Raw genomic sequence first — 22,642 nt, 5'->3', positions numbered from 1 at the left:
GTAAAGCTTGAAGCTGCCGCCCATGACCAACATCCCCCACACCCAAATTACCGAGCCCGCCGTCACCTGTTCGACGTGCGCGGCCTGCTGCTGCCAGCTGGAAGTCATGCTGATCACCGACACCGGCGTGCCTGAACGCTATATCGACACGGATGATTGGGGCGGCGAAGTGATGTTGCGCCTGGACGACGGCTGGTGCGCGGCGCTGGATCGGGACACGATGATGTGCACGATCTATGAGCGTCGGCCGTTGATTTGCCGGGAATTCGAGATGGGCGCGCCGGAGTGCCTGGAAGAGCGCCAGGGGATTGCGACGGCGTATCGCTGAACATCTGTGTGTGGCTTGCCTGCGATACAGGCATTTGGTGCATCAGTGAGACCCAGGTGATGCAATCGCAGGCAAGCCAGCTCCCACAATGGTCGCAGTATTGGGGAGAATTACAACGGCATGGTGTAGTGCAGCGAGTAGCTCTCTACCCCATCGTTATGACTGCTCAGGCCGGCGTTGGAATAGTGCATGACACGAATGCCCACCTCATGCCCGCCGGTGAAGCGCAGGCCGAAACCCAGACGGTCTTCGAACTGAAAAGCTTGGCCAATGTTGTTGTCTTCCAGCCTGGTACGGGAGAACGCCGCCACCCCGATCCCGGCTTCGATGTAGGGTTTGACCGACTGCCCGGCGAACTCATACACAAATACCGGCGAGAACGACAGGCTGCTGGCGCCTGCACGGTCATCCCCCTCCCAATAGGTATATGCGCCGCTCCAGTAGCCGGTCAGGCGACCGACATCGCTCTGCATCCAGCTTTTATCCCAATCCGAAGTCAGACCCAGTCGATAGGTCAATGTCGAATCGCTGGTGCTCCCCAGTCCAAATTCCAGGCCAGCGGCCTGTGCCGAAACCGAGTGTCCCACCACTACGGCCGCAAACGCGGCCAAACAGAACAAGCGCTTCATAAGAAACAGTCCTTTGAAAACGAAGTTGTATGGTTTTGTACAAGCCATCTCGCTATAGAAGCTGGCGCACAGTCAGAAGTTCAGCGACATTTCACGAAATTTTCACGAGCCGAAGCTTCGCACAACTCCGGAATGTTTCCATAGTGTCGGTAGGATATTTCTGAGATGACACACATCGCCGCTGGTCCAGAACTGTGCAGGTTCCGGCGTGCCGACGGCCAACAGGTCGCGCTCGCCCAGCAAACGCTTGAGCTGGCGCGCCACGGCGGCGCCGGTGTCAATGAGGATGATGCCAGGGGGAAGCATCTGTGCCAGGAGGGGCTTGAGGAAGGGATAGTGGGTGCAACCGAGGATGATGGTGTCGCAGCCGGCGCTGAGCAGCGGGTCGATATAGCCCTGCAACAACGGGCGCAGGGCCGGGCTGTTCAGGTCACCGGCTTCAATCAGCTCCACCAGGCCCGGACAGGGCTGGGTGATGACCCGTACATCGGCGGCGAAACGATCGAGCAGCGCCGCGAACTTGGCACTTTGCAGGGTACCGGTGGTAGCCAGCACACCGACCACGCCGCTGCGGGTAGCGGCAGCCGCGGGTTTGACGGCGGGCTCCATCCCCACCAGCGGCCAGTCGGGGTAGTCTTGGCGTAAATCGGCCACGGCCGCGACGGTCGCGGTGTTGCAGGCGATCACGAAAGCCTTGGCGCCGCGCTCGCGGAAAAAACGGGCGACCAACCGCGAACGTTCGCGAATAAACGCCGGGGTTTTCTCGCCATAGGGAATATGCCCGCAGTCGGCCACATACAGCAGCGACTCGTGGGGCAACAGCTGCTGAATTTCATCCAGCACCGACAAGCCGCCGACGCCGGAATCGAACACACCAATCGGCGCGTCCTTAACCATGCTGCGTCCCGCAGACACTGCAACCGGGATCACGCTTGACGCGCAACTCACGAAAGCGCGTGGTCAACGCGTCGATCAGCAACAGGCGGCCCACCAGCGGCTCGCCGAAACCGGCCAGCAACTTCAAGGCCTCCAAGGCTTGCAGGCTGCCCACCACCCCCACCAGCGGACCGACCACCCCGGCTTCGCTGCAAGTGAGTTCGGTGTCGCTGCCATGCCCATACAGGCAGTGGTAACACGGGCTTTCAGCCCGGCGCGGGTCGAAGACCGACAATTGCCCTTCAAGGCGGATCGCCGCGCCGCTGATCAGCGGCTTGGCGGCGGCTACACAGGCCGCGTTGACCGCTTCGCGGGTCGAAAAGTTGTCGCTGCAATCGAGCACCACGTCCACCCCCGCAACGGCGGCGGCCAGGGTGTCGATGTCCAGCGCGGTGCGGTGGGCGACCAACCTGATGCCAGGGTTGATCGCCGTCAGGCGGCGCATGGCCGAGTCGACCTTTGTCTGCCCGACGCTGTCGGTATCGTGGATGATCTGGCGTTGCAGGTTGGTCAGGTCGACGGTGTCGAAATCGGCCAAATGCAACTCGCCCACGCCGGCCGCTGCCAGATACATCGCAACCGGGGCACCCAGGCCGCCGAGCCCCACAATCAACGCACGAGCGTTTTTCAGGCGCAATTGGCCGTCGATGTCGACATGCTGCAACAAAATCTGTCGGCTATAACGCAACAGCTCCTGATCGGTCAGCACGGGCGATGTCCCAGGCTGATGCGCTCGTGGCCGCCCAGATCAAGGCGGCTGTGTACGTTTTCAAAGCCCTGGCTCAGTAACAGGTCACGCACGGCCAAGGCCTGGTCGTAACCATGCTCGAGCAATAGCCAGCCACCGGCATTCAAGTGGGCCGAGGCCTCTTTGATAATCTGGCGCAGGTCGTCCAAACCATCCTGGCCTGCCACCAGGGCACTGGCCGGCTCGAAACGCACATCACCCGCGACCAGGTGCGGGTCGTTAGCGGCGATGTACGGCGGGTTACTGATGATCAGGTCGTAAGTGTGGTCATCCAAGGCACTGAACCAGTGGCTGTTGAGCACCGTGGCGTTATTCAGGTGCAGGCGCTGGCGGTTGCGTTCGGCCAGGGCCACGGCCTCCAGCACGCGGTCGACGGCAGTGACCTGCCAGGCCGGGCGCTCACTGGCCAGGGCCAATGCGATAGCGCCACTGCCGGTGCCCAGGTCGAGGACCTTGGTGGGCGTGGCCGGCAACAACTCCAAGGCAGTTTCCACCAGCAATTCGGTGTCCGGGCGCGGAATCAGCGTGTGCGGGGCCACCTCCAGATCGAGCTTCCAGAAACCTTGCTGGCCCAGGATATAAGCCACCGGCTCGCCCGCGCGGCGGCGCTGCAGGTAGCCGGCAAAGGTCAGCGCGTCGTCACTGTTGACGATTTTTTCCGGCCAGGTATGCAGGTAGCTGCGCGATTTACCCAGGGCCGCGGCCAGCAGCAATTCGGCATCCAGGCGCGCGGTGGGCGAATCCGGCAGGTCGGCGGCGCGCAGCAGGCTGGCGATGATGGTCATTTATTCACCTATCGCCGCCAATTGATCGGCCTGGTATTCGGCGAGCAACGGCTCGATCACCGCATCGACGCCACCGGCGAGAATCTCGTCGAGGGAGTACAGGGTGAGGTTGACGCGGTGGTCGGTGACCCGGCCCTGGGCGAAGTTGTAGGTACGGATGCGCTCGGAACGGTCGCCCGAGCCCACCAGCAATTTACGCTCGCTGGCAATCGCATTCGCGGCGGCGCTGGTCTGCTGGTCGTTGAGCTTGGCCGACAGCCAGGACATGGCCCGTGCGCGGTTTTTGTGCTGGGACCGTTCTTCCTGGCATTCCACCACGATGCCCGACGGCAAGTGCGTGATGCGGATCGCCGAGTCGGTCTTGTTGACGTGCTGGCCACCCGCGCCCGACGAGCGGTAGGTGTCTACCCGCAAGTCCGCCGGGTTGATCTCGATGGCTTCCTGCTCGTCCGGCTCGGGCAACACCGCCACGGTGCACGCCGAGGTGTGGATGCGGCCCTGGGACTCGGTCGCCGGCACCCTCTGCACGCGGTGCGCGCCGGATTCGAATTTCAGCTTGCCGTAGACGTTATCGCCCTCGACCCGCGCAATGACTTCTTTGTAGCCGCCATGCTCGCCTTCGTTCTCGGACAGGATCTCGACGCGCCAGCCACGGCGCTCGGCATAGCGCGAGTACATGCGGAACAGGTCGCCGGAGAAAATCGCCGCCTCGTCGCCACCGGTTCCGGCGCGGATTTCGAGGAACACGTTGCGCCCATCGTTAGGGTCCTTGGGCAGCAACATGCGTTGCAGATCGCCTTCCAGTTCGGCGAGCTTCTCCTTGGCTTCGCGAACTTCTTCCACGGCCATTTCGCGCATGTCCGGGTCGCTGTCCTTGAGCAGCGCCTGGGCGCCTTCAAGGTCGGCCTGCACTTTCAGCAGGTTTTTGTAAGTAGCGACCACGGGCTCAACTTCGGCGTATTCCTTGGAATAGGCACGGAACTTGGCTTGATCGGAGATGACCTCGCCATCGCCGAGCAAGGCGGTCAGTTCTTCGAAACGGTCCTGGAGCACATCCAGTTTATTGAGCAGTGACGCTTTCATTGCGGTTTTTTATCCGAAGAGCTTTCTGACGCGCCCTCACCGAGGGCAAAGAGTTCCTGGGCCATGGCCAGCGCATCGAGGCGGCCTTCGGCAGTCAATTTTTTAAGCTGTACGCTGGGGGCGTGGAGCAGCTTGTTGGTAAGGCCACGGGCCAGTTGCATCAGCACCTCTTCGGCGCTGCTGCCATTGGCCAGCAAGCGCTGGGCCTTGATCAGCTCCTCGTCGCGCAGGCGTTCGCCCTGTTGACGATACGCCTTGAGCACGTCCACCGCCGCCAGCTCACGCAGGCGCACCATGAAATCTTCGGCACCGACGCTGACCATTTCCTCAGCGGCCTGGGCTGCGCCCTGGCGACTCTTGAGGTTTTCGGCGACCACTTCATGCAGATCGTCGACGCTGTAGAGATACACATCGTCCAACTCGCCGACTTCGGGCTCGATATCCCGGGGAACGGCGATATCGACCATGAAGATCGGTTTGTGCTTGCGCAGCTTCAGCGCACTTTCCACCGCGCCCTTGCCGAGGATCGGCAATTGGCTGGCGGTGGAGCTGATCACAATATCGCTGCGCACCAGTTCGGCCGGAATATCCGCCAGCAGCACCGCGTGGGCACCGAACTGTTCGGCCAGGATACTGGCACGCTCCAGGGTACGGTTGGCCACCACGATACGCTTCACGCCCAGGTCATGCAGGTGGCGGGCGACCAGGGTGATGGTCTCGCCGGCGCCGATCAACAGCGCCTGGCTGCGTTGCAGGTCGCTGAAAATCTGCTTGGCCAGGCTGACCGCGGCAAATGCCACGGACACCGGGTTTTCGCCGATAGCCGTGTCGGTGCGCACCTGCTTGGCGGAATTGAACGTGGCCTGGAACAGGCGACCCAGCAGCGGGCCGACGGTACCGGCCTCCCGCGCCACCGCGTAGGCGGATTTCATCTGGCCCAGAATCTGCGGCTCGCCCAATACCAGCGAGTCGAGACCGGCCGCCACACGCATCATGTGACGAACGGCCGCATCGTCTTCGTGTACATAAGCGCTGGCGCGCAGCTCGTCGAGGCTCAAATGATGATAATCGGCCAGCCAGCGCAGCACGACATCCGCGCAAAGATGCTCCTGCTCTATATAAAGCTCGCTGCGATTGCAGGTCGAAAGGATCGCAGCTTCGCGGCTGTCGGTGAGCCGGCAGAGCTGCTGCAAGGCCTCAACCAACTGCTCTGGCGTAAACGCCACGCGCTCGCGCACGTCTACGGAGGCAGTCTTGTGGTTAATACCGAGTGCGAGGAAGGCCATTCAATATCGCTGATGATGTCGGGAAGCCGGCAATTGTCCTACTTCGAAAGATTCAGAACAACCACCGTCGTCTATTGTCCTAGTAGCTTATGCCTATAAAAAGGCCATCTGTAGGCGCAAGCCTGCTCGTGATGGTCGTGAACCATGACGCGGCCTCCTGATAAAACGCGTTGTCCTCAGGCTTTTCGCGAGCAAGCTCGCTCCTACACGGTTATGTTTGGCCGAAGGCTTGTGTCATGATGATCCGACCGCAGGTTAGTCGTCCTCTTCCTATATGAATAGATCCTCCGCGTTGCTCCTTGCTTTTGTCCTCCTCAGCGGCTGCCAGGCCATGGCCCCCGTGTCGCCGGACGGTACGCCGCCGGTGGAAGACAGCACCCCCGCCCCTGAAAAGCCCAAGGTTTATTCCTCGTTCAGTGAAGAAACGATCTTCAGCCTGTTGAGCGCCGAACTGGCCGGCCAGCGCAATCGTTTCGATATTGCGCTGGATAACTACGTGACCCAGGCCATCAACACCCAGGACCCAGGGATCTCCGAGCGCGCGTTTCGCATCGCCGAATACCTGGGGGCCGACCAGGCAGCGCTGGACACCTCGCTGATCTGGGCGAAGAACGCACCGGACGACCTGGAGGCGCAGCGGGCGGCGGCCATTCAGTTGGCGCGCGCGGGGCGTTATGACGACTCCATGACTTATATGGAAAAGGTCCTGCAAGGCAAGGGCGACACCCATTTCGACTTCCTTGCGCTGTCGGCTGCCGACACCGACCAGGACACCCGCAATGGCCTGATGAAGAGTTTCGACCGCCTGCTGCAAAAGCACCCGAAGAACAGCCAGCTGATTTTCGGCAAGGCCTTGCTGCTGCAACAGGACGACGAAACCGAAGCCGCCCTTAAGCTTCTTGAGGCGAACCCGCCGGAAGAAGGCGAGATCGCGCCGATCCTGTTGCGCGCACGCCTGCTGCAGAGCCTCAACCGTGGCAAGGAAGCGATTCCGCTGCTGGAAAAAAGCATCAAGAAATACCCGGAAGACAAGCGCCTGCGCCTGACCTATGCGCGCATGCTGGTGGAACTGGACCGCATGGAGGACGCCAAAGTGCAGTTCGCCAACCTCGTCCAGCAATACCCCGACGACGACGAACTGCGTTACTCCCTGGCGCTGGTGTGCCTGGAAGCCAAGGCCTGGGATGAGGCCCAGGGTTACCTGGAACAGCTGATCGCCCGGGAAAGCCATGTGGACTCTGCACACCTGAACCTGGGCCGTATCGCTGAAGAGCGCAACGACCCACAGACCGCCCTGCTCGAATACGCCCAGGTCGGCCCGGGTAACGATTACCTGCCGGCCCAGTTGCGCCAGGCCGACATCCTGATGAACAACGGCCGCACCGACGAAGCGGAAAAACGCCTGGCCGCTGCCCGCGATGCCGAACCGGACTACGCGATCCAGCTGTACCTGATCCAGGCCGAGACGTTGTCGGCCAACAATCAGGGCGAACGCGCCTGGAAGGTTTTGCAACAAGCCTTGTTGCAATTCCCCGACGATTTGAACCTGCTGTACACCCGCGCCATGCAGGCGGAAAAACGCAACGACCTGGCGCAGATGGAAAAAGACCTGCGCCTGATCATCAAGCGCGATCCGGACAACGCCATGGCCCTCAATGCCCTGGGTTACACCCTTTCCGACCGTACCACGCGCTACGACGAAGCCAAGGTGCTGATCGAACAAGCGCACAAGCTCAACCCCGAAGACCCGGCCGTGCTCGACAGCCTGGGCTGGGTGAATTACCGCCTGGGCAACCTCGACGAGGCCGAACGCTTGCTGCGCCAGGCGCTGGAGCGCTTCCCCGATCAGGAAGTCGCTGCGCACCTGGGCGAAGTGCTGTGGGCCAACGGCAAGCAGCGCGAAGCCCGGCAAATCTGGGCAAAATTCCTCAAGGAACAACCCGAAAGCCCCATCCTGCGCAGCACCATCAAGCGCCTGACCGGATCCGAGACCCTTTAAGCTTATGTTCTTGCGCCACGTTATCGTTTTCAGCTTTATCGCCCTGCTCGCCGGTTGCGCGGGTGTAGGCAACCGTGAATCCGTTGAAGGCCAGGGCAACCCGGCACAATGGAAACAGCACAAGGATCAGCTCAGCAGCATCGACGGCTGGCAGATCGAAGGTAAGGTCGGGGTTCGCGCGCCGAAAGATTCCGGCAGCGGTACCTTGTTCTGGCTGCAACGCCAGGATTACTACGACATTCGCTTGTCGGGCCCGCTGGGCCGTGGCGCCGCGCGCCTGACCGGGCGCCCGGGGCAAGTCAGCCTCGAAGTGGCCAACCAGGGGCGCTATGAGGCGACCTCGCCGGAAGCGCTGCTGGAAGAGCAGATTGGCTGGAAGTTGCCCGTCTCGCACCTGGTCTGGTGGGTACGCGGCTTGCCCGCGCCGGACAGCAAGAGCCGCCTGAGCCTCAACGCTGACAGCCGCCTGGCGTCGCTGGAGCAGGACGGCTGGCAGGTCGAGTACCTCAGCTACGTCGAACAGGGCGGCTATTGGCTGCCCGAACGGATCAAGCTGCATGGCACCGACCTTGACGTCACGCTGGTGATCAAGGACTGGCAACCGCGCAAGCTGGGGCAATAACGTGACCGCACCGAAACTGACCCTGCCCTCCCCCGCCAAACTCAATCTCATGCTGCACATCCTCGGTCGCCGTGAAGACGGCTACCACGAATTGCAGACGCTGTTTCAATTTCTCGACTACGGCGATGAACTGACCTTCGCCGTGCGCGATGATGGCGTCATCCAACTGCACACCGAATTCGAAGGTGTGCCCCACGACAGCAATCTGATCGTGAAGGCGGCAAAAAAACTTCAGGAGCAATCCGGCTGCACGCTCGGCATCGATATCTGGATCGATAAGATCCTGCCCATGGGTGGCGGTATCGGAGGCGGCAGCTCGAATGCCGCGACTACCCTGCTCGGCCTCAATCACTTGTGGCGGCTGGGCTGGGATGAAGATCGCCTGGCCGCGCTGGGCCTGACATTGGGTGCCGACGTCCCGGTTTTCGTGCGTGGGCACGCCGCATTTGCCGAGGGTATCGGCGAAAAACTCACCCCCGTAGAACCCGAAGAGCTGTGGTATGTCGTGCTTGTCCCGCAAGTATCTGTAAGTACAGCAGAAATTTTTTCAGATCCGTTGTTGACACGTAACTCTTCTCCCATTAAAGTGCGCCCCGTTCCCAAGGGAAACAGTCGAAATGACTGCTTGCCGGTTGTAGCAAGGCGTTATCCAGAGGTACGTAACGCTTTGAATTTGTTAGGTAAATTTACCGAAGCAAAATTAACCGGAACTGGAAGTTGTGTGTTTGGGGGCTTCCCAAGCAAAGCTGAAGCTGATAAAGTCTCGGCCCTTCTTACAGAGACCCTTACAGGGTTTGTAGCAAAGGGAAGCAACGTTTCGATGTTGCATCGCAAGCTGCAAAGTCTGCTCTAAAAGGAACCGAGTACTGGGTACTCGTTGCAACAGATACAGGGGCGTCGCCAAGCGGTAAGGCAGCAGGTTTTGATCCTGCCATGCGTTGGTTCGAATCCAGCCGCCCCTGCCATTTTCCTATACTCATCCAGGTTACCCTCAGCCTCTAGGTACTGCGCGTGTCCAAGATGATGGTCTTTACGGGGAACGCCAACCCCGATCTGGCTCGACGTGTCGTACGTCAGCTGCATATCCCTCTCGGTGATATCTCTGTCGGTAAATTTTCCGACGGCGAAATTACTGCCGAGATCAATGAAAACGTTCGCGGTAAAGACGTCTTCATTATTCAGCCGACCTGCGCTCCGACCAACGATAACCTGATGGAACTCGTCGTGATGGCTGATGCCTTCCGCCGCTCCTCAGCAACTCGAATCACAGCTGTAATCCCTTACTTTGGTTATGCCCGTCAGGATCGCCGTCCGCGTTCCGCACGTGTGGCTATCAGCGCGAAAGTCGTTGCCGACATGCTGACCGTGGTAGGCATCGACCGTGTTCTCACGGTTGACCTGCACGCTGACCAAATCCAGGGGTTCTTCGATATTCCGGTAGATAACATCTACGGCTCCCCCGTACTGGTGGACGACATCGAAGACCAGCGCTTTGAAAACCTGATGATCGTGTCCCCGGACATTGGCGGCGTCGTGCGTGCACGGGCTGTTGCCAAATCCTTGGGCGTCGACCTCGGGATCATCGACAAACGCCGCGAGAAAGCCAATCACTCTGAAGTGATGCATATCATCGGTGATGTCGAAGGGCGTACCTGTATTCTGGTTGATGACATGGTCGACACCGCCGGCACCCTGTGCCACGCGGCAAAAGCCTTGAAAGAGCACGGTGCGGCAAAAGTCTTCGCCTACTGCACACACCCTGTGCTGTCGGGCCGAGCGATCGAGAACATCGAGAATTCCGTGCTGGACGAGCTGGTGGTGACCAACACCATCCCGCTGTCCGCCGCTGCTCAAGCCTGTGCGCGTATCCGCCAACTGGATATCGCACCGGTAGTTGCCGAAGCGGTTCGCCGTATCAGCAACGAAGAATCGATCAGCGCGATGTTCCGTTAAGGGTCAAACCTTTCGGAATACCTCACTGACGAAAAGCGCCCCGCCCCAGCATACTGTTGGGGCGGGGCTTTTTTGCCCATATCGCCTTTAGCGCTGGTCGCAAACGCTGGGGCGAATGTGGTTATTTTGGAGATACAACATGAACGAATTTACCCTGAATGCTGAAGTGCGTTCCGACCTGGGGAAAGGTGCGAGCCGCCGCCTGCGTCGTCTCGCAAGCCTGGTTCCAGCTGTAGTTTACGGTGGCGAAAAAGCCCCTGAATCCATCAGCATGCTGGCTAAAGAAGTTGCCAAACTGCTCGAAAACGATGCTGCCTACAGCCACGTTATCGAACTGAACGTTGGCGGCAAAAAGCAGAACGTTATCATCAAGGCCCTGCAGCGCCACCCGTCCAAGGGTCACGTACTGCACGCTGACTTCGTGCGCGTTGTAGCCGGTCAGAAACTGACTGCTGTCGTGCCTGTACACTTTGTTGGTGAAGAAGCTCCGGTCAAGAAAGGCGGCGAGATCTCTCACGTTCTGAACGAAATCGAAGTGACTTGCCTGCCGAAAGATCTGCCTGAGTTCATCGAAGTCGACCTGTCGGCTCTGGAAATCGGCGCAATCGTTCACCTGTCCGACCTCAAAGCCCCTAAAGGCGTTGAGTTCGTTGCACTGGCTCACGGTGACGACAAAGCTGTTGCAAACGTTCACGCTCCACGCGTTGCACCAGAAGCTGAAGAAGGCGCTGCAGAGTAATTCACTCTGTCTTGCCGGAGCTTGAGGCAACATCGCGGACCGAAACGTAGCGAGAAAGCGGGCGATAACGCGAAGTTTATCTCTGGATAAGTTAGCTCCTGTCGCCCACTTTCGCCGCACAACCGTTGCGGCGATGTTATCCACAACTCCAAAGGAAGGGCCCCTGTCGTGACTGCCATTAAACTGATCGTTGGCCTGGGAAATCCAGGCGCCGAATACGAACAGACCCGGCATAACGCAGGGGCCCTTTTTGTTGAGCGCATCGCCCACGCCCAAGGCGTGAACCTTGCGGCCGATCGCAAATATTTTGGCCTGACCGGGCGCTTCTCGCACCAGGGTCAGGATGTTCGTCTGCTGATTCCCACCACCTACATGAACCGCAGCGGCCAGGCTGTCGCGGCGCTTGCGGGTTTCTTCCGGATCAAACCCGAAGAAATCCTGGTGGCCCATGACGAACTGGACCTGCCACCCGGCGTTGCCAAGCTCAAGCAAGGCGGCGGGCATGGCGGGCACAATGGTCTGCGCGACATCATTGCGCAGTTGGGCAATCAGAATAATTTTTACCGTCTGCGGCTCGGCATTGGCCACCCAGGCGTCGCCAGTATGGTTTCAAATTTCGTCCTGGGTCGCGCGCCACGCGCCGAACAGGAAAAACTCGATGCCAGCATCGACTTTGCCCTCGGCGTGCTGCCGGATATCTTCGCCGGGGAATGGAACCGCGCGATGAAAAACCTGCACAGCCAGAAGGCCTGACTTTTTTCCGAGGGGAAACACCATGGGATTCAATTGCGGCATCGTCGGCCTGCCCAACGTCGGCAAATCCACCTTGTTCAACGCTTTGACCAAGTCCGGTATTGCGGCGGAGAACTTCCCCTTCTGCACCATCGAACCCAACAGCGGTATCGTGCCGATGCCGGACCCGCGCCTGGAGGCGCTGGCAGCGATCGTCAATCCCAAGCGCATCCTGCCGACCACCATGGAATTCGTCGATATCGCAGGCCTGGTCGCCGGCGCATCGAAAGGTGAAGGCCTGGGCAACAAGTTCCTGGCCAACATCCGCGAAACCGATGCCATCGCCCACGTGGTCCGCTGCTTTGAAGACGACAACGTGATTCACGTCTCCAACAGCGTCGACCCGAAACGCGACATCGAGATCATCGACCTGGAACTGATCTTCGCCGACCTCGACAGTTGCGAGAAACAACTGCAGAAAGTCGCGCGCAACGCCAAGGGCGGCGACAAGGACGCCGTGGTACAGAAAGGCCTGCTGGAGCAGTTGATCGCTCACTTCACCCTGGGCAAGCCGGCACGCAGCCTGATGAAGACCATGGGCGTTGACGAGAAGGCCGTGATCAAGGGCTTCCACCTGCTGACCACCAAGCCGGTGATGTACATCGCCAACGTCGCTGAAGACGGCTTCGAGAACAACCCGCTGCTCGACGTGGTCAAGGCCATCGCCGACGAAGAAGGCGCGATCGTGGTGCCGGTGTGCAATAAGATCGAAGCGGAAATCGCCGAACTCGATGACGGCGAAGAGAAAGACATGTTCCTCGAGGCCCTGGGCCTGGAAGAACCTGGCCTGAACCGCGTGATCCGCGCTGGCTACGAAATGCTCAACCTGCAGACCTACTTCACCGCCGGTGTCGAAGAAGTCCGCGCCTGGACCGTCAAAGTCGGCGCCACCGCGCCACAGGCCGCCGGCGTGATCCACACCGACTTCGAAAAAGGCTTTATCCGCGCGGAAGTGATCGCCTACAACGACTTTATCCAGTTCAAGGGTGAAGCCGGCGCCAAAGAAGCAGGTAAATGGCGCCTGGAAGGCAAGGATTACATCGTCAAGGATGGTGATGTGATGCACTTCCGCTTTAACGTGTAATCCTTAAGCGCAATTACCGCCACAAATAAAAAAGCCGATGCAATGCATCGGCTTTTTTATGCGCGCTTTAAATCCACAAAAAACAAACACTCGTACTCAATCATCAGACGTTCCCTACTGACGCACCCTGCTATTCCAACCAACCGAACTTCTGTGCAACTTCATACATAACCGTATCGACATAGTCCTACAACATTCCGGTATATGACTACTTAAAGAACGGATGACACTTTATACAATCTGCGTTCTACTGACCGGCACCTGCCTACCGTTTTCAACAGTGAAGTAATCGCGATAATGGAGCACCCTCTCGATGTCGGCCGTCTTCAACAAGGAAAATGAAACAGACATCTCGCTTATAGAAAGCCTGGATATCGAAAAAACGCTTAACAGCACTGCCTCTCTCAATATTGACATCTTACTCTTGGGTGAAACCGGCACCGGTAAAGACACATTGGCGCAGCGCGTCCATCGCCTATCGGGGCGCCGCGGAAATTTTGTTGCCGTCAATTGTGCGGCCATCCCTGAAAGCCTCGCCGAAAGCCAGCTGTTTGGCGTCAACAGCGGTGCGTATACCGGAGCGATGCAATCACGCGCCGGGGTTATCGAGGCTGCCCACCTGGGCACCCTATACCTGGATGAGATCGACAGCATGCCATTGAACCTGCAAGCCAAGCTGCTGCGGGTGCTGGAGTCTCGGGGAGTGGAACGACTGGGCTCAACGCGCTTTATCCCGGTGGACATGCGCGTCATAGCGTCAGCGCAACAGTCGCTCGGCGAAATGGTCGAGCAAGGCGCCTTCAGGCGTGACCTGTACTTTCGCCTGAATGTTGTCTGCGTCGAGCTTCCGGCCCTGCGGGCTCAACGTGAGCGCATCATTCCGTTGTTCCTTGAAATGATCGAGCAGGAAGCTGAGCAGTTCAAATGCACGGCGCCGCTGCCTTCTGAAGGGCTACTGCAACAGCTGATATGCCACCCCTGGTTGGGCAATGTGCGCGAACTGCGCTCGACTGCCAAACGGTTCGTGTTGGGCCTGCCACCGCTGTCTCCCGCCGTGAGCAGTCAGCAAAATATCCAAATAGGCCTTAAGGCACGCCTTCAAGAAATTGAAAAAGCACTGATTGAAGAGTCGATGTACCGACACAACCACTGCGTAGACACCGTGGCTGTCGAACTGAGACTTGCGAAACGCACGTTGTACTACAGGATGAAACAATTGGGTATCTCACTGGGACAACGCACCGTACCGCTTGCATGATTCAAACCCGCATTGAACATTTAGAAATACTTAGCCCTGGAAATATCTGGAACGCTTTATTCGCGCCAACCACACATTTAGAGCCGCGTTCAAGTCACTGAAATTCAATGCATCAACAACACTTGAACGCGGATGTGCGAACTAACCTTAAAAATTAAAATTGGAGTCTTATTATGGCGATCTCAGGTGCATCTGGAGGCAGCACGCTTAATTTTAATACATCAAAGCCTATTGGCGGTCCGGGAAGCTCAGGTGGCTCAGGTGGCGATGACTTGCTTGGACAAGCAGAGGCCGTAGCTCGGGAAGGTTTCCTGCTGAGCCTGAAAGCGAAACAAATCACAAACAAGTACGCCGCCGCTAAAGAAGTCAGGTAACAGGGGCCTCCTCGGTTCACCTGCCGGGGAGGTCTTCAGATCAGTTTGAGTCTCTGCGAGCGTCGGCAAACACTCAAACTTTTTCCCCACCTCCATACAGCAGGTTTTACATGCGCATAGAAACATTTCAAGCCTCGGAGAATAATCGTTTCGAGAGCGGCTATAAAACGCGAGAGCAAACAGCTTCAACTGCCGATGCCGGTTTTTTTACCTCTATGGTTGAACAGCAGGCACCCACGCAAGCGCTCTCGAGCAGCTCAAGCTCCCGCACGACACTATCTGAGACAGCGCAACAACTTAAGCTCACAGAAAACAATCTTGTGCGCTTGCTCAAGTCATCGCGAAAAGGCACCGACATGGAGGAGTTTACGGAGTACCCACGCGAACTTTCTAAAGCAGTGCTGACATCACAGCTGCTCACAAAGTGCCTTGGCAAGACAACCCAATGCATTGACAAATTAAGTAACCTTCAATAGTGAACATGAATAACTTTCTGTCCGCAGCTCTACTTCTGGCTGCCGCTTTTATATTTAGCGGTTGTAGCGAACGTGTCGAGCTTCATCGCCAGCTTTCCGAACAAGAAGCCAATGAGGTAGTCGCAGAGTTGGCGGACAAACATATTCGCGCCCAGAAGATTCCGGCCAAAGATGGTGTCGTCGTGGTGGTTAATGCGACAGATATCGGGCGCGCGGTACGTACGCTGGAAGCCGTTGGCTTGCCTAGGGTGGCAAGAACTACGCTGGGCGATACGTTTCGCAAGGAAGGGGTTATTTCCACGCCGCTGGAAGAGCGGGCACGCTATATCTATGCCTTGTCCCAGGAGCTCGAGGCTACGTTATCCAACATTGATGGCGTTATCGTTGCCCGAGTCCATGTGGTGTTGCCAGAACGCATCGCTCCAGGAGAACCCATCCAGCCGGCATCCGCGTCAGTATTTATCAAGCATGATCCACGCCTGGATCCCGATAACATCCGCGCTCGCGTGCGCAGGATGGTGGCAAGCAGTATTCCGGGCATGACATCTGCTGTGGACAACTCGCAAAAACTGACCGTGATATTCGTGCCAGCCACCACCTATCAGGAACAGCAGCGCCTGGTGTATTTCGGCCCTTTCCTGGTGTCGAGCAACGATATCGGTTTTTGGCGAACCACCCTTATGGTTTCTCTGCTTGGGCTGGTAGCCGCCGTGGCGGCCGCACTGTTCCTGCATAACCGACGCCAACGTCTTGTTCAAGCGCACCCCGTAGCGGGCGAACCGATCGGCCCGTCATGATGCCTGAACCGGATCACCCCATGCGTGAGAATCTGGCCTGGGCTCAGTGGTGGGCATTTCCTTGGGAACACGCTCACGAAGACTGGAAGGGTGACGAGTACCTTGCGATTAATGTGCTTTATCACCGTCAGCGACTGTCGCCGAGAGACCTCAAGGGTATAGCTACCTGCTTGCCTGCGCCCCCCCACCCTACAGTGCTTCGCTTGGCCCTTGCTTCAAACGAACAACTTGAGTTGGCGTTGACGCTGGTTCGGGGCACCGTCAATCCCGAAGCTGCATCGCCGTTGAGCGGCAGCCACCACTTGTGGTGTATGCGGCTATCCAAAGCGCTCCCTCCAGACATGCTGGATCCTGAGACTGATCCATTACAACTGCTTTATAGCTGGGTAGACCCTGCCACCTGGCAGCGCCTGCGATTACGTTTCTCGCGTGAACGGGTATGTAAGGTTGAACAACAAATTGCCCCAGCCGAGACCGCCAGCAGTCGACTGAACACGCTCTGGCAAGCCGTGGTCTGGCGCGTTACGACGCTGGCAGATGACCCCACCCCCTCTGGTGCGAACGAGTAAGGAGATCAGCGATGTTATGCCGATACACCATCGAGTCGCGTAACGCCCCCTCCGGGTCGCGCCGCAGCCTGATCCCCCGAGAGGAACTTGCAAACTGGGAGCATGCCGACCAGCTCCTGGAGCGCACCAATGCCCAGGCCGATGAGTTGATAAATCAGGCGCAGAGAAAGTGCGAAGCGCTGCTGGAAAAGGCTTCGCTGGAAGTCTGGCAACGCGCAGATGCTCAATTCAAGCGCTGGGAACGCGACCGTCAAGCGATGTGTGACAGCCTGGAGCACTATGCGACGTCAATTACCAACCAGGCCATTCGCTGCCTGCTTGATGACACTGTAGCCCCCAAGAGGCTGGCTGCCCTGCTGAGGCATTTGCTGGCCAACCAAATTCAGGAAATCGAGGCGGTGTTGCTTTGTCACCCACAGGACCTGGAAGAAATAAAACACCGTCTTGCTAATCACAAGAGCCCCTTTTGGAAACTCCAGGCAGATGAAACGATCCCCTCTCAGACACTCATACTGAAAACAGATGAGGGCGACTTCCGTGTCAGTTGGACGTCACTGGTCGAAACTTTCTTTAACCAAGGTAAAGAATATCGAATAAACATCTAACAACACATCACATGCTCATAGAGCACCCCGAATAACAATTCACTGCTCAATACCCACTAAAAAACAGCAACAGGAAAGCGCATGGATTTCTACAACGATCTGTCACGCCATCTTTTAAAAAGTAGCAACTCCGCCAATAAGGCTTACAAGACAATGTCCGATGAAGGCATAGAAAATAGCGATGATGTAAATATGTTCTTTGATTTGGCGGTCAAGGCCACGACATCCCAAATGGCCTACCTGGAACATAACCGAGCCAACCACCTGATGCTCAAAAATGTGTTTGAGAGTTTTCAATAAAATGAAGGCTCTGGTCAGTGACTGGTACAAAAACCGCACAGAACAACTCACGTTATTTGAGGGCGATGACGAAATCACTCTGAAATACCAGGGAGAGGCTTTGTTACTGGGAGCGCAACTGACCTCAACGCGCACGGATAAGACGGACTTACAGCGTTGGATGCGCCTGGGAGCCGCCAGCCTGAATCATTTCCGGGGCGCATTGGCTCAAAAAGCAGACACCGGCGCGCTATGGCTGATTCAGAGCCTAGGGGGTGATCGTGAGGCAAGCGAGGTGATCGGTTGCCTTGAAACTCTGCTCAACCAACGCGACACATGGCGCGCGATTGTCGCGCGCATCGCTCGTCCAGCCCAGGACCTAAGACCTACCTCATTACGTTCACGCGCGTACTAATCAGAGAACTGCCTATGCCTAACCAGACCCACAAGCGCAGCCGCTTACGCCTTGATTCGCCCGGCGAGTCATCAAAAAAAGTGCATTGGCGCCATGCGATCTTTTTTTCCTGGATGATGATTCCGGCTGGAAACGCGTTGGCCGCCATCCCCCCCGAATGGAAAAATACCGCCTACGCTTATGAAGCCGAACATAAGCCCCTGCGCGAAGTTCTCGAAGACTTCACTCAAACCTTTGGTACGCAACTGCAAGTCGATGGTCTGCTGGAAGGCAACGTTAATGGCAAGATACGCGCCAATACTCCGCAGTCATTGCTAGACAGGCTGGGTGGAGAACATCGTTTTCAGTGGTATTTGTACAACAACACACTGTATATCAGCACCCTGGACCTGCAGGAGTCTGCACGTATTGAGGTCTCTTCGGAAACCATCTCCGATCTCAAGCAAGCACTGACCGATATCGGCCTGCTCGATAGTCGCTTCGGTTGGGGTGAGTTGCCCGACGACGGCGTCGTGCTCGTTTCCGGTCCTCGACGCTATATCGAGCAGATAAAGCAGTTCAGCAGCCAACGTCGTACTCCGGATGAAAAGCAGAGCGTACTGAGCTATCCGTTGAAGTTCGCTAACGCGGCTGACCGCATTGTGGATTATCGAGGTGAAAAACTGACCATCCCGGGTATCGCCAGCATGATGCGTGGATTGCTCGAGCCTCGTGATTCTTCGACGTTTTCAAACAACACAAAGCGCTCTAGCGCCCCGTCACAATCGGCCATGGTCACGCCGAACTTTCCTCGGTTGAATAATCCGCTACTGGAGCAGATGCTCGGTAATGCGACAAACGCCGGGCAACTGGCGACAGGTGCGACGCTCACCCCACGGGCAGCTACGTCAACCAGTCGAATACGTGTCGAGGCCGATGTCCGCAACAATGCCGTGCTGATTTACGACTTGCCGGAGCGCCAGGCGATGTACCGCGAGTTGATCACCCAGCTCGACGTCGCACGCAAGCTGGTGGAAATGGATGCAATCATCCTGGATATCGAGCGAACGCAGTTGCGAGAGTTCGGAGTCAACTGGGGCTTTCAAAACAGTCGCTTCCGCGGGGGCGTCAATATGGCGCCTGGCACCTCATCGCAAGTATCAATTGAAAACCGCGAACGTTTCTATGCCGACATACGAGCCCTGGAATCCAGAGGCTTGGCAACCATGGTCTCCAACCCATCGGTACTCACCTTGGAGAATCAGCCGGCGGTCATCGATTTCAACCGCACCCAGTACCTCAAGGCAGGCATTGAGAACGCAACGATTTTGCCCGTCACCGTCGGCACCAGTCTGCAAGTAGTGCCGAGGGTCATCACCAGCCGTGGCAGCCACCAGATTCACTTGGAGGTCGATATTGAGGACGGCAACTTTGATGACTCCAACCCGACGCTTGACGGGCTGGACGTGCGCCGAGGCAAAGTCAGCACCCAAGCGGTGATGGCGGAAAAGCGCTCGTTAGTGGTGGGCGGGTTTCACGTTACCAACAGCAAAGACAAGCAAAACAGGGTGCCATTCCTGGGGAGCATTCCATTGCTGGGTAAGACGCTGTTCTCATCGACTGAACGCGAGAACAACCGGCGCGAGCGCTTGTTTATCCTGACCCCGCGGGTCATAGGCGACCAGTCCGATCCTTCACGCTATTTGCCCCAAGAGGATCAGGCCCAATTGCAGGCGGCCCTCAAACCGCTGGCTCGCCGCTATGCTCCCCACCTACCGGAGATCAAGCGCAACACCATCACCAGCGCCCTGGCCCACCTCGTCAGCGGGCAAGTGCCAGACGGTTTCAAGGCCGGGGCAATGCCGCTGGGCCTGGACACGTTGTGCACCACCCGCGACTTATTGGCGCTCAACACCGAACGCAGCCAGTGGTACACAGGCAGCGAGTTCAACGTTGCGATCGTGGTGCTACGTAACCAGTTCAACCGCAATGTGCGCATCGATGAAAAGGAATGCAGCAACTCCCAGACCCTGGCCGTAAGCGTTTGGCCGCGCGCCTGGTTGAAACCGGGCGAAGAAGCGGAAGTGTTGATCGCCATGCGTCCTGTGGTGAAGGATGAACACATCGCCGTTCCTCGCCCTTCCCTCCTCACGCCAACCCAGAAGACTACGCCATGACATACAAACTATTGGGCACCACCCTGATCGGCGCGATGCTGCTCATCGCCGGCTGCACCCCTACCTGCAAGGGCGATTCCTGCTCACGCCCGCAGTCGGGCAAGGACAAGCTGGTGATCTGGTGGCCCTCGTCCATGCGTGTCGAGCCTGGCCCGTCGGGGGAGCGAGCAGACTACCAGACGGTGTCGCTGGAACGATGACCCCACCTCCAATACCTGACGGTCATGATCGCCCGGTAGTGCTGGACAACCTGATGAGCGGCGGCGCCGCTCACCAGACCCTCGCACCCGGTATCACGGTAGGCACGCTGCATGCTGGCAATCGTCCGGGTCTGGCCTTGCATGTCGCTCGCCAAGCACTGCAAACCGGCCAATTGCAGCGGGCATTGGAGCGGCGCTTTGACCAGGCCGTGGCCTACGACGGTTTTTTTATCTATCTCGACGCTCAGGGCGCCCTGGTGATCTGGCACGCGCTGCCGGCACCGCACGGCACGCTCGACAAGACCATCAGCCGGATGCTGTCGCTGGCCAACCTCGAAGCACTGGACAGCCGCTCCACCCGCTGATCAGCGCCGCTCAAGCTCAGGCAGTTCCAAGGTTTCGCGCTTGGCTTCATCATCCAGTTCGCGCAACGTCCGGTAGATCAGCGCAACGGCCTGCAAGGTTTCGCGGGGAATATTCGCGCCCAGCTTCTTCCTGTAAAGCGTGCGAGCCAACCATACACACTGGATCACCGGCACCTCAGCCGCCTTCGCCCGCGCGATCAAGCGGCGGGCATCGGCATCCGTGCCTTTGCCGATCAACATGGGCAGCGGCGTACGACCGGGACGGTAATACAGGGCGACGGCAAAATGCGTCGGGTTGACCACCAGCATATCGGCCTCCTCCAGCTTCGGCAGTTTGACCTTCGGCTCCTCCTGGGCCAATTCCTGCGCCAACGCGCGGCGCTGCCCCTTCACATGCGGGTCGCCTTCCATGTCCTTGTACTCTTTAATCACCTCGACGTGGGTCATGCGCATGCGCTTGGCAAAAAAGTGCTTCTGCAATACCAGGTCGATCAGCGCCAGCACCAACAGCAGCCCAAGGCAGGCATGCAGCAGATAGCGGAACAGGGCAATCAGCGCCAGCAGGTAACTCTGCAGGTCGCTGTTGGCCAGGTTGATCAACGTGCCCAGGGAGGGCCAGACCACCACATATATGATCAGCCCCAGAAGGAACGCCTTGGCGACGCTCATCAGCAGATTCATCAGCGACTGGGCAGAAAAAAACTGCTTGAGCTGACTGACAGGGTTGAGGCGATTGAAATCGGGCTTCAGGGTCTCCGGGGCGAACAGCAACCCGAATTGCATCCAACTGCTGATCAGCTTGGTGAGAATGGCCAACCCAGCCATCAGCAGTGAGAACGAGAAAAACACGATCAGGCCATCCACCAACACCTCTTCCAGCACGCGCCCAAAGGGTTGGCCCAAGCGAGAGATCGGCAACATCATCATTTGTTGGAAACGTTGCAAGCTGGTCTCGGCGGTGAACAAGGCGATCTCGCTGATGGCCGTCAGCGCCAGCAACTTGCTCACATCCTGGCTTTGGGCGACTTGACCTTTCTTGCGTTGATCACGCAGTTTCTTGGCGGACGCCGGGTGCTTTTTTTCCCCCGAATCACTCATGGCATCGGGGCCTTGAATAACAGCCCCAACGAATGCTTGAGATCGCCCAGTTGGCCCATACGCCCGACCATCAGGTCCTGTAACAGCGCGAAGTACAGCAGCAGCACGCCAATACCTGCCAGGCACTTGACCGGCGGCGCCAGCGTGCTCACTTGCAGTTGCTGGCTGTAGACGCCCAGCAGCGCGATGCCGAATTCCAGCAACAGCAGCACCGCGATAAAGGGGGCAGCGTAGAGCATCATGTGCGTGAACGTGTCACCCAGCAGGTCGATAAAGACGCTCATGCCATTGGCCGCCGGCAGCGGGAACCACACGGTAGGTGGCCAGATCAGGTAGCTGTCCCAGATCACCTGGGTCAACGCGCCCAGCCCCAGGGTGGCCATCAGCAGATAAATCGCCAGTTGCTTGAACAAGTGACCGATCGGCGTCGCATCCGGCCCCAGTGAAGGGTTGAGTTGACCGCCGGCCAAGGCGCCGCGCTGGTTATCCAGCAGCGCCCCTACCGATTCGAACATCCAGAACGGCATCGATAGCAACACCCCCAGCAACAACCCGAGTGCCACTTCCTTCAGTACCAGCGCAGCAAGGATGAGCGCGGAAAGCTCATGCCCCTCCAGCGCCGCATGAATGCCCGGCGCGGGTATCAGCGCCATGACCATCACGATGACGTGCCTGGGCATGCCGCGTATATGTTGAAAACAGAACGCCGCTACCAGGATGCCGCAGGGGTATATACGGGCCATGCCGATCACCAAGCTGGGCAGCAAATCAAGATAAAGCAGCACAGGACAGGTCTCAGTTCAGGGCCGAACGGCCGATCATGTCGAAGGTCAGGTTGATCAACTGGATCAATTCAACGCCAATCCAACGACCTGTCAGAATCAGCGTGATACCCACTGCCACCAGCTTGATGCCAAAGGGCAGCGTCTGATCCTGAATCTGCATCAGCGCCTGCACCAGCGACGTCAACACGCCCACCACCACCGCCACAATCAACGGTGGCGCCGACAGCACCACCACCAGCAGCATGCCCTGCTTGAACAATACGATCGGTTCCATAGGGCAC

At 58.2% G+C, this 22,642-nt stretch carries 28 protein-coding genes and 1 tRNA gene; 20 read left to right on the top strand and 9 right to left on the bottom strand.

Annotation, left to right across the window (positions count from 1 at the left end; all coding sequences use genetic code 11):
- Positions 1-22 precede the first annotated feature (22 nt).
- Positions 23-328, top strand: coding sequence for a YkgJ family cysteine cluster protein (locus AB4O05_RS08620; protein WP_056859129.1), 306 nt, complete (start codon positions 23-25; stop codon positions 326-328).
- Between the two features lie 110 nt (positions 329-438).
- On the opposite strand, the gene AB4O05_RS08615 is transcribed toward AB4O05_RS08620, so the two are convergent.
- The 6 genes from AB4O05_RS08615 to hemA form a co-directional block, all read right to left on the bottom strand.
- Entirely contained in the window at positions 439-957 is a 519-nt protein-coding gene (locus AB4O05_RS08615) for an acyloxyacyl hydrolase (protein ID WP_460131613.1), read from the bottom strand.
- 102 nt (positions 958-1,059) lie between these two features.
- Positions 1,060-1,854: a glutamate racemase gene (gene murI, locus AB4O05_RS08610; protein WP_460131615.1), complete on the bottom strand. Its 795-nt coding sequence runs from the start codon at positions 1,852-1,854 to the stop codon at positions 1,060-1,062.
- Positions 1,847-2,602, bottom strand: a complete 756-nt coding sequence (gene moeB, locus AB4O05_RS08605; RefSeq protein WP_460131616.1) for a molybdopterin-synthase adenylyltransferase MoeB — start codon at positions 2,600-2,602, stop codon at positions 1,847-1,849. The genes murI and moeB overlap by 8 nt, the downstream gene beginning before the upstream one ends.
- Positions 2,596-3,426 (bottom strand): peptide chain release factor N(5)-glutamine methyltransferase, encoded by an 831-nt coding sequence (gene prmC, locus AB4O05_RS08600; protein WP_460131618.1) that lies wholly within the window; start codon positions 3,424-3,426, stop codon positions 2,596-2,598. Before prmC ends, moeB begins: the two co-directional genes overlap by 7 nt.
- Complete coding sequence (prfA, locus tag AB4O05_RS08595; protein ID WP_460131619.1) at positions 3,427-4,509, bottom strand: peptide chain release factor 1; 1,083 nt, start codon at positions 4,507-4,509, stop codon at positions 3,427-3,429. It abuts the gene before it with no gap.
- A complete protein-coding gene (gene hemA, locus AB4O05_RS08590; RefSeq protein WP_460131620.1) occupies positions 4,506-5,795 on the bottom strand; it encodes a glutamyl-tRNA reductase in 1,290 nt (429 codons plus the stop codon). The genes prfA and hemA overlap by 4 nt, the downstream gene beginning before the upstream one ends.
- Before the next feature lie 274 nt (positions 5,796-6,069).
- Between hemA and AB4O05_RS08585 the strand changes: the two genes are divergently transcribed.
- The 19 genes from AB4O05_RS08585 (at position 6,070) to AB4O05_RS08495 (ending at position 20,478) form a co-directional block, all read left to right on the top strand.
- Positions 6,070-7,794, top strand: coding sequence for a tetratricopeptide repeat protein (locus tag AB4O05_RS08585; protein ID WP_460131621.1), 1,725 nt, complete (start codon positions 6,070-6,072; stop codon positions 7,792-7,794).
- Positions 7,795-7,798: 4 nt separating this feature from the next.
- On the top strand, positions 7,799-8,416 hold the full coding sequence (gene lolB, locus AB4O05_RS08580; RefSeq protein WP_460131622.1) for a lipoprotein insertase outer membrane protein LolB: 618 nt from the start codon (positions 7,799-7,801) through the stop codon (positions 8,414-8,416).
- A 49-nt stretch (positions 8,417-8,465) separates the two neighbouring features.
- Complete coding sequence (ispE, locus tag AB4O05_RS08575) at positions 8,466-9,269, top strand: 4-(cytidine 5'-diphospho)-2-C-methyl-D-erythritol kinase (protein WP_460137639.1); 804 nt, start codon at positions 8,466-8,468, stop codon at positions 9,267-9,269.
- Between the two features lie 37 nt (positions 9,270-9,306).
- A tRNA-Gln gene (locus AB4O05_RS08570) sits at positions 9,307-9,381 on the top strand.
- A 46-nt stretch (positions 9,382-9,427) separates the two neighbouring features.
- Positions 9,428-10,369: a ribose-phosphate pyrophosphokinase gene (locus AB4O05_RS08565; RefSeq protein WP_003171603.1), complete on the top strand. Its 942-nt coding sequence runs from the start codon at positions 9,428-9,430 to the stop codon at positions 10,367-10,369.
- A gap of 139 nt (positions 10,370-10,508) precedes the next feature.
- The gene (locus AB4O05_RS08560) at positions 10,509-11,108 is read left to right on the top strand and encodes a 50S ribosomal protein L25/general stress protein Ctc (RefSeq protein ID WP_460131623.1); all 600 of its coding nucleotides are present in this window, start codon (positions 10,509-10,511) and stop codon (positions 11,106-11,108) included.
- 168 nt (positions 11,109-11,276) lie between these two features.
- Positions 11,277-11,861 (top strand): aminoacyl-tRNA hydrolase, encoded by a 585-nt coding sequence (gene pth, locus AB4O05_RS08555; protein ID WP_460131625.1) that lies wholly within the window; start codon positions 11,277-11,279, stop codon positions 11,859-11,861.
- A 22-nt stretch (positions 11,862-11,883) separates the two neighbouring features.
- The gene (ychF, locus tag AB4O05_RS08550; RefSeq protein WP_460131627.1) at positions 11,884-12,984 is read left to right on the top strand and encodes a redox-regulated ATPase YchF; all 1,101 of its coding nucleotides are present in this window, start codon (positions 11,884-11,886) and stop codon (positions 12,982-12,984) included.
- A gap of 313 nt (positions 12,985-13,297) precedes the next feature.
- Entirely contained in the window at positions 13,298-14,242 is a 945-nt protein-coding gene (locus AB4O05_RS08545) for a sigma 54-interacting transcriptional regulator (RefSeq protein ID WP_460131629.1), read from the top strand.
- Between the two features lie 173 nt (positions 14,243-14,415).
- Positions 14,416-14,616 (top strand): hypothetical protein, encoded by a 201-nt coding sequence (locus tag AB4O05_RS08540; protein ID WP_460131630.1) that lies wholly within the window; start codon positions 14,416-14,418, stop codon positions 14,614-14,616.
- A gap of 110 nt (positions 14,617-14,726) precedes the next feature.
- The gene (locus AB4O05_RS08535) at positions 14,727-15,092 is read left to right on the top strand and encodes an EscI/YscI/HrpB family type III secretion system inner rod protein (RefSeq protein WP_460131632.1); all 366 of its coding nucleotides are present in this window, start codon (positions 14,727-14,729) and stop codon (positions 15,090-15,092) included.
- A 5-nt stretch (positions 15,093-15,097) separates the two neighbouring features.
- Positions 15,098-15,889 (top strand): type III secretion system inner membrane ring lipoprotein SctJ, encoded by a 792-nt coding sequence (sctJ, locus tag AB4O05_RS08530; protein WP_460131634.1) that lies wholly within the window; start codon positions 15,098-15,100, stop codon positions 15,887-15,889.
- Between the two features lie 20 nt (positions 15,890-15,909).
- A complete protein-coding gene (locus AB4O05_RS08525; protein WP_460131635.1) occupies positions 15,910-16,458 on the top strand; it encodes a type III secretion protein in 549 nt (182 codons plus the stop codon).
- Between the two features lie 11 nt (positions 16,459-16,469).
- Positions 16,470-17,063 carry a type III secretion system stator protein SctL gene (gene sctL, locus AB4O05_RS08520; RefSeq protein ID WP_460131636.1) on the top strand — a complete coding sequence of 198 codons (594 nt, stop codon included), beginning with the start codon at positions 16,470-16,472 and terminating at the stop codon, positions 17,061-17,063.
- An 81-nt stretch (positions 17,064-17,144) separates the two neighbouring features.
- Positions 17,145-17,363 carry a hypothetical protein gene (locus AB4O05_RS08515; protein ID WP_460131638.1) on the top strand — a complete coding sequence of 73 codons (219 nt, stop codon included), beginning with the start codon at positions 17,145-17,147 and terminating at the stop codon, positions 17,361-17,363.
- Between the two features lies 1 nt (position 17,364).
- Positions 17,365-17,757, top strand: coding sequence for a type III secretion protein (locus AB4O05_RS08510; RefSeq protein ID WP_460131640.1), 393 nt, complete (start codon positions 17,365-17,367; stop codon positions 17,755-17,757).
- A gap of 14 nt (positions 17,758-17,771) precedes the next feature.
- The gene (gene sctC, locus AB4O05_RS08505) at positions 17,772-19,913 is read left to right on the top strand and encodes a type III secretion system outer membrane ring subunit SctC (protein ID WP_460131641.1); all 2,142 of its coding nucleotides are present in this window, start codon (positions 17,772-17,774) and stop codon (positions 19,911-19,913) included.
- Complete coding sequence (hrpT, locus tag AB4O05_RS08500) at positions 19,910-20,113, top strand: HrpT family type III secretion system protein (RefSeq protein ID WP_460131642.1); 204 nt, start codon at positions 19,910-19,912, stop codon at positions 20,111-20,113. Before sctC ends, hrpT begins: the two co-directional genes overlap by 4 nt.
- Positions 20,110-20,478: a transcriptional regulator gene (locus AB4O05_RS08495; protein ID WP_460131643.1), complete on the top strand. Its 369-nt coding sequence runs from the start codon at positions 20,110-20,112 to the stop codon at positions 20,476-20,478. Before hrpT ends, AB4O05_RS08495 begins: the two co-directional genes overlap by 4 nt.
- Here the strand turns inward: AB4O05_RS08495 and sctU are convergent, their stop codons facing one another.
- The 3 genes from sctU to sctS are packed head-to-tail and all read right to left on the bottom strand — an operon-like array spanning position 20,479 to position 22,635.
- Positions 20,479-21,576 carry a type III secretion system export apparatus subunit SctU gene (gene sctU / locus AB4O05_RS08490; RefSeq protein WP_460164862.1) on the bottom strand — a complete coding sequence of 366 codons (1,098 nt, stop codon included), beginning with the start codon at positions 21,574-21,576 and terminating at the stop codon, positions 20,479-20,481.
- Positions 21,573-22,361, bottom strand: a complete 789-nt coding sequence (gene sctT, locus AB4O05_RS08485) for a type III secretion system export apparatus subunit SctT (protein WP_460131644.1) — start codon at positions 22,359-22,361, stop codon at positions 21,573-21,575. The genes sctU and sctT overlap by 4 nt, the downstream gene beginning before the upstream one ends.
- Before the next feature lie 10 nt (positions 22,362-22,371).
- Positions 22,372-22,635, bottom strand: a complete 264-nt coding sequence (gene sctS, locus AB4O05_RS08480; protein WP_032886096.1) for a type III secretion system export apparatus subunit SctS — start codon at positions 22,633-22,635, stop codon at positions 22,372-22,374.
- Between the last annotated feature and the right edge of the window lie 7 nt (positions 22,636-22,642).

The organism is Pseudomonas sp. S1_G07 (assembly GCF_054668565.1).
The sequence above is the reverse complement of the archived record's forward strand: the minus strand, read 5'-3'. Positions and strand labels throughout refer to the sequence as shown.